Raw genomic sequence first — 6,000 nt, forward strand, 5'->3', positions numbered from 1 at the left:
GACGACCTGGACGACACGGTCGCCCGACTGCGCCGCCACGGCGCGGAACCCGTCGGCGAGGTGGTGCGGTACGGGAACGCCTGCCGCCTCTGCTGCCTCTGTCGCCTCTGCGGGCCGCGCGGCCCGTCGGGTCCCGTCAGGGACCGGCCGGCCGGCCGGTCCGTCCGGGGGAGTTGACCTCAACCCCGCTTGAGTTCCTACGTTCGTCCTCGAGAGCCGCGGCGACGGGCCGCGGCGCCCCACGAGGAGCCCTGTCATGGACGAGCGTACGGTCGATGCGGAGATTCCCGCGCGCTACCAATACGCGGTGGTCCCGCACATCATGGTCGACGACGCCGCGGCCGCGATCGACTTCTACCGGCGGGCGTTCGGCGCGCGGGAAGACTTCCGGCTGGAGGCGCCGGGCGGGGGAGTGCTGCACGCCGAGATCACCATCGGGCGGTCGGCGCTGATGCTGGGGGACGCGAGCGTGAAGGAGGCGGAGGACGCGTCCTTCACGGCGCCCGCCTTCCTCGGCGGCGGCACCTCCGTCACGCTGCACGTTTTCGTGCCGGACGTCGACGCGCTGGCCGCGCGGGCGGAAGCGGAGGGAGCGGAGATCCTCCAGCCGCCGACGGACATGTTCCACGGCGACCGCACGGTGATCCTGCGGGACCCGTCGGGGCACCTGTGGGTGTTCCTGACCCACCTCGAGGACGTGAGCGAGGACGAAATCAGGCGACGCCTGGCGGCCGCCGCCCCGTGACCACGGGGGGCGCGCCCGCCGCTCAGGCGGCCGCCTCCTCGACGGTGACGCCCAGACGCCCGGCCACGGTGGTGAGCGCCGCGCCCAGCGGCAGCCCCACCCGAGCCCGGGCGTGCCGGTCGCCGCGGGTCGGATCCCGGTTGACGATCAGCACGGGCTTGCCGCTCTCCGCCGCCAGCCGCACGAACCGCAGCCCCGACATCACGGTCAGCGAGGAACCCAGGACCAGCAGGGACTCCGACTCCCGCACCATCTGCCGGCACAGCTCGACCCGCTGCGGCGGCACCGTCTCCCCGAAGAAGACCACGTCCGGCTTGAGGACGCCGCCGCACACCGCGCACGGCACCACACGGAAGCCGACGACCTGGTCGTCGGTGAGGTCGGCGTCGCCGTCGGGGTTGATCCCGGCGGCCACCGGCGAGAAGCCGGGGTTCGCCGCCTCCAGCCGCTCCGCGAGTTCACTGCGCGGGCTCATGCGCCCGCACGAGAGGCAGACCACCCGGTCCAGGCTCCCGTGCAGCTCCACCACACCCTGGCTGCCGGCGGCCTGGTGCAGCCCGTCCACGTTCTGGGTGATCACACCCGACACCAGGCCGTCGCGGCCGAACGCGGCCACCGCCCGGTGCCCGGCGTTGGGCAGGGCATGGCCGAAGGTCCGCCACCCCATATGGCTCCGCGCCCAGTACCGGCGCCGGGCGGCGCCCCCGCCCACGAACTCCTGGAACGTCATCGGGGTGTGCCGGCTCAGACTCCCGCCCTCGCCGCGGTAGTCGGGGATCCCGGACTCCGTGGAGATCCCGGCCCCGCTGAGCACCAGCACCCCACCGGCACGCAGCGCGTCGACAACGGGTTCCAGGTCCGTGGTGGCCGGCGGCAGGTCCTCCGCCGGGGTCCATCTCAAAGTGGGGCGCACGCGCATGCCCACCAGGGTACGGAACGCCTGCAAACGCCCGGTGGTCCCGTGCTCCGGCGACCGGTGCCGGCACTCCGCCCCGACCTCAGGTCCCCGCCGCCCCCTTCTCCCGCAGCGCCTTCCCGACCGACCACACCGTCGCCACCAGCGGTACGGCCACCACCGCGCCCACGACGCCCGCCGCCACCGCGCCCGCCACCACCGACAATGCGACCACGACGGGGTGGAGACGGACGGCCCAGCTCAGGACCAGCGGGTGCAGGAGATGGCCCTCCAGTTGTGCGATGACCACGATGAGCGCCACCACGACCAAGGCGGTCACCGGCCCTTTCGTGGCGAGGGCGACGACCGCGGCGACCGCCAGGGCGACGGGGGAGCCGATCAGCGGTACGAAGGCGGCGACGAACTCCAGCACCGCCAGCGGCACGGCGAGCGGGACGCCCAGCGCGAACAGGGCCAGACCGACGAGGACCGCGTTGGTCACGGCGACCAGCAGGATGCCGTGCGTGTACCCGGTGAACGTCCGCCACGCGGTGTCGCCCGCCACCGACCACGTCCGTCGTGCCGGCGTGGGCACCTGCTCGCAGAACCACCGCCAGTACCGGTCCCCGGAGTGGACGAAGAAGACCGCGCAGAACAGCGCCAGGGCGAGCACGGTGAGGACCTCCACCACGCGTCCCACCCCGCTCAGCGCCGTGCTGAGCACCGTGGCACGGTGACTGGACAGCAGCTCGCCGGCGCGGGACTGAAGGTCGTCGAACACGGTCGGCGACAACCGGAACGGCGGCTGCTCCAGCCGGCGTTCGATCCGTTCCACCCCCGAGACGAACTCCCGCTCCAGCGTGGTGCGTTGACCCGCGATCGCCTCGCCGACCAGGGCCAGCCCGCCCACCACCAGCAGCACACCGCCGACGACCGCGCCCGCCACGGCGAGCGCGCGCGGCACGAACCGCGCGAACAGGTCCGCCACCGGCCGCAGCACCGCCGTGAAGACCAGGCCCAGGAAGACGGCGACCGCGATGCGGTGGAACTGCCCCAGCACCGAGAACGCGGCCCGTACGACGACCCCGACCGCGATCAGCCGCCATGCGTACGCGGCGGCCGTGCGCAGAGCACCCGGCACCCGCGCGGCAGTGGGTCGCGTGCGCGGGCCGGGCGGGGGTGAGGCGGCCGGATCCGGGGGCGTGGACATCTCCAGCGATGTACCACCCGGCGTCCCGGCGGCAACGCGGACGACCCGGGATTCGCCCGCATGGTCACCGCGCCGGCACCCCGGAAGGTGCTGCGCACCCACCACCGCGCCCAGCGGCTGCCCCGCCGGACACCGGCCGCGTCCTGTTCACCGAACGGTCACCCCCGGTCCAGCAGCCGCTCCGCCATCGCCCGCGCGTCCCGCAGGCAGCGGCTGTCGCCCTCCAGGCCCGCCCGCACCATCGCGCCCTCCAGCAGGAAGGCGATCTGCCGTGCCGTGGCCCGGGCGGCGGCGGGAGAGCCGGGAAGCAGTGCCGTGACATGCTCCTCGATCATCCGCTCCACCTCTTCCTTCTGCCGGCGCACCTGCGCCCGCCCCTCGTGCCCGGCGGGCATCTCCGAGGCCGCGTTGAGCAGTCCGCACCCCCGGAAGTCGCCCGTGGGAGGGGCGTCCGCGCCGTCGATGTAGGTGTCGAAGACGCCCAGCACGCCGTCGCGGGGGTCCGGTTCCGTCCCCACGCGCTCCCGGTACCGCACCAGCCAGTCCTCGTGCCGGTCGTCCAGGTACGCCCTGACGAGGTCCGCCTTGGAGGAGAAGTTGTTGTAGAGACTCATTTTCGCCACGCCGGCCTCGGCGGTGATGGTGTCGATGCCCGTGGCCGTCACGCCCTCCTGGTAGAAGCGCCGCGCCGCCGCCCGCAGGATCCGCTCCCGCGCCGGGCGTCTCCTCTCCGGCCGGACCGCTGCCGCCGGGTCCTGCTCCCTCGACATGACGCACCCCTCTCTGGGTAGACTGGTCTACCTAGTCTACCGTCGGTGTCACTCCGATGGCTCCACCGCCCCCGGCCCCGAGGAGGGCACCATGTCGTTCCTGACCGACAACGTCGTCGTCGACGGAGTACGCCTGGCCTACCGCGACAGCGGAAGCGGAGAGCCGGTCGTCTTCCTCCACGGCACGCCCTCCCACTCCTACGAGTGGCGCGACGTCGTCCCCCGCATCGAGGCGGCCGGCCACCGCGTCGTCGCGTACGACCTGCTGGGGTACGGCCTCTCCGAACGACCCGTCCACCGGGACACCTCCGTCGCCGGCCAGACCGACCTGCTCGGACACCTCCTCGACGCCCTCGGCGTCGAGGAGGCGACCCTGGTGGCGCACGACATCGGCGGAGCCGTCGCCCTACGCTTCGCCCTCGCCCACCCCGGACGGGTGCGCCGCCTGATGATCATGGATTCGGTGAGCTACGACTCCTGGCCCTCGCCCACCTGGCGCCGGATCATCGACGAGGAGCTGGACTCGCACGCGGCCCTGCCGCAGGAGGAGTTCGACGCCCTGCTGACCCGTCAGCTCTCCATGACGGTGGCCGACACGTCGCGGATGAGCGGCGACGTCCTGCGCGCGTACCTCGCGCCCCACACGTCACGGCTCGGCCGCACCTCCTTCTTCGAGCACCAGGTGCGCCACTACGACGCGCGCTACACCCAGGAGATCGCCGGCCGGCTCGGGGAGCTCACGATGCCCGTGCGCATCCTCTGGGGCGCGGAGGACCAGTGGCAGCCCGTCCACTACGCGGAGCGCCTGCGCGACGACATCCCCGGCGCCGAACTCGTCGTCGTGCCCCACGCCGGCCACTTCCTCATGGAGGACGCGCCCGACCGCGTCGTCCGCGAGATCCGTGACTTCCTGGCCGCGACACCCGTGTCCTGACCCTCACCCGGCCCGGCGGACGAGCAGGACATGGTCGGTCACCTCGGCCGTGACGCCGTCCGGGCCCGTCGCGGTCCGGCGGGACGCGTCGGCCCGCTCCACCGTCCAGACCGCCGGGTCGAGCCCGATCCCCGCGGCGACCTCCCGCGGGGACGGATGGCGAGCGCCCGGATCCTGGTTCCACGACCAGGGCGCCGTCGAGCCGTGATCCACGACCAGCAGGCGCCCGCCCGGCCGCAGCGCGTGTGCCGCCGCGCGCAGCACGGCCGACCGGTCCAGGTCGTACGGGGTGTGCAGATAGTGGGCGCTCACCAGCTCGAACGCACCGGCCGGGAACGACGTCCGCAGGTCGGTCCGTACGGCGGTGACCCGGTCGTGGACGCCGTGCGTGCGGGCGAGCGCGGTGAGCCGGTCGACCGCGACGGCCGAGATGTCGGCCGCGGTGACCCGCCACCCGGCACGGGCCAGCCACAGCGCGTCACCGCCGTTGCCGCACCCGAGGTCCAGGGCCTCGCCGGGCGGCAGACCCGTCACCGTCTCCGTCAGCCGGACGTTGGGGGACGGGCTGTCCGTCGCGGGGCGGGCGGCGTGGACGCCGTCCCAGAACGTGACCGCGCTGGTGCTGCTCATCGGGAACTCCCTCAGGTCGTCGTCGATGCGCCCAGTCTCGGCAGCCGACCACCGCAACGGCACGGAATCTTGCCGTTGTGGCAAGCTGGCGCGATGGACGGCACGACGGACGACGAGGTACTGGACGCCGTGGGCCCGAGGCTGCGCGCGCTGCGCCGTGACCGCGGACTCACACTGGCCGACGTGGCGGCCGTCACCGGCGTCTCCGAGAGCACCCTGTCCCGGCTGGAGAGCGGCCGGCGCCGGGCGACGCTCGAACTGCTGCTGCCGCTGTCCCGCGTCTACGACGTGCCGCTGGACGACCTGGTGGGGGCGCCCCGCACCGGCGACCCGCGGATCCACCTGAAGCCCGTCACCCGGTTCGGGATGACCTTCGTACCGCTGTCCCGCCGCCCGGGCGGCGTGCACGCCTTCAAGCTCATGATCCCCGCCCGGTCCGCGCCCGCGGCGCCGACGCCGCAGACCCACGAGGGCTTCGAGTGGCTCTACGTCCTCACCGGCCGTCTGCGGCTCCTCGTCGGTGAGCGCGACCTGACCCTGTCACCCGGCGAGGCGGCCGAGTTCGACACCTCCTTGCCGCACTGGCTGGGCACCGCCGACGGCAAGGCCGTCGAACTCCTCGTCCTCTTCGGCCTCCAGGGCGTCCGCACCCACCTCCGAACCGACCCTCGCACCGGACGCGAGCCGGAGTGAACGAGCACGCGGAAGGCCCCCGTCTCCGCTTGGGTTCAAGGGGTCGTCGCAACACCGCCTGGTTTCAGGTGGTGAGTAGATCACGTAGACGCTCGGCTGGGGTATCCCAGTCGAGCGTCTTGC

General features: G+C 73.4%; 7 protein-coding genes. 3 read left to right on the forward strand and 4 right to left on the reverse strand.

What is annotated here, in order from left to right; all coding sequences use genetic code 11:
• The first annotated feature begins 256 nt into the window (after positions 1-256).
• Positions 257-745, forward strand: a complete 489-nt coding sequence (locus tag ACF1AG_RS27035) for a VOC family protein (RefSeq protein WP_359607278.1) — start codon at positions 257-259, stop codon at positions 743-745.
• Positions 746-767: 22 nt separating this feature from the next.
• Here the strand turns inward: ACF1AG_RS27035 and ACF1AG_RS27040 are convergent, their stop codons facing one another.
• From ACF1AG_RS27040 to ACF1AG_RS27050, 3 genes are all read right to left on the reverse strand, one after another.
• Positions 768-1,664 carry an NAD-dependent protein deacetylase gene (locus ACF1AG_RS27040; protein WP_359607276.1) on the reverse strand — a complete coding sequence of 299 codons (897 nt, stop codon included), beginning with the start codon at positions 1,662-1,664 and terminating at the stop codon, positions 768-770.
• 79 nt (positions 1,665-1,743) lie between these two features.
• Positions 1,744-2,850 (reverse strand): AI-2E family transporter, encoded by a 1,107-nt coding sequence (locus tag ACF1AG_RS27045; RefSeq protein WP_359607274.1) that lies wholly within the window; start codon positions 2,848-2,850, stop codon positions 1,744-1,746.
• Positions 2,851-3,008: 158 nt separating this feature from the next.
• Positions 3,009-3,620: a TetR/AcrR family transcriptional regulator gene (locus ACF1AG_RS27050; protein ID WP_359607272.1), complete on the reverse strand. Its 612-nt coding sequence runs from the start codon at positions 3,618-3,620 to the stop codon at positions 3,009-3,011.
• Between the two features lie 91 nt (positions 3,621-3,711).
• Here ACF1AG_RS27050 and ACF1AG_RS27055 point away from each other — a divergent pair, with 91 nt between their 5' ends.
• Positions 3,712-4,554, forward strand: a complete 843-nt coding sequence (locus ACF1AG_RS27055) for an alpha/beta hydrolase (RefSeq protein WP_359607270.1) — start codon at positions 3,712-3,714, stop codon at positions 4,552-4,554.
• Between the two features lie 3 nt (positions 4,555-4,557).
• Here the strand turns inward: ACF1AG_RS27055 and ACF1AG_RS27060 are convergent, their stop codons facing one another.
• The gene (locus tag ACF1AG_RS27060; RefSeq protein WP_359607268.1) at positions 4,558-5,184 is read right to left on the reverse strand and encodes a class I SAM-dependent methyltransferase; all 627 of its coding nucleotides are present in this window, start codon (positions 5,182-5,184) and stop codon (positions 4,558-4,560) included.
• A 93-nt stretch (positions 5,185-5,277) separates the two neighbouring features.
• Here ACF1AG_RS27060 and ACF1AG_RS27065 point away from each other — a divergent pair, with 93 nt between their 5' ends.
• On the forward strand, positions 5,278-5,877 hold the full coding sequence (locus ACF1AG_RS27065; protein ID WP_359607266.1) for an XRE family transcriptional regulator: 600 nt from the start codon (positions 5,278-5,280) through the stop codon (positions 5,875-5,877).
• Positions 5,878-6,000: the final 123 nt, after the last annotated feature.

Origin of the sequence: Streptomyces sp. NPDC014764 (genome assembly GCF_043082785.1) — a bacterium.
Taxonomy (GTDB): domain Bacteria; phylum Actinomycetota; class Actinomycetes; order Streptomycetales; family Streptomycetaceae; genus Streptomyces; species Streptomyces althioticus.

Excerpts from the sequence above, each read along its gene's own strand:
- ACF1AG_RS27035 (WP_359607278.1), top strand. The coding sequence starts at position 257 with ATGGACGAGCGTACGGTCGATGCGGAGATTCCCGCGCGCTACCAATAC.
- ACF1AG_RS27040 (WP_359607276.1), bottom strand. The coding sequence starts at position 1,664 with ATGCGCGTGCGCCCCACTTTGAGATGGACCCCGGCGGAGGACCTGCCG.
- ACF1AG_RS27045 (WP_359607274.1), bottom strand. The coding sequence starts at position 2,850 with ATGTCCACGCCCCCGGATCCGGCCGCCTCACCCCCGCCCGGCCCGCGC.
- ACF1AG_RS27050 (WP_359607272.1), bottom strand. The coding sequence starts at position 3,620 with ATGTCGAGGGAGCAGGACCCGGCGGCAGCGGTCCGGCCGGAGAGGAGA.
- ACF1AG_RS27055 (WP_359607270.1), top strand. The coding sequence starts at position 3,712 with ATGTCGTTCCTGACCGACAACGTCGTCGTCGACGGAGTACGCCTGGCC.
- ACF1AG_RS27060 (WP_359607268.1), bottom strand. The coding sequence starts at position 5,184 with ATGAGCAGCACCAGCGCGGTCACGTTCTGGGACGGCGTCCACGCCGCC.
- ACF1AG_RS27065 (WP_359607266.1), top strand. The coding sequence starts at position 5,278 with ATGGACGGCACGACGGACGACGAGGTACTGGACGCCGTGGGCCCGAGG.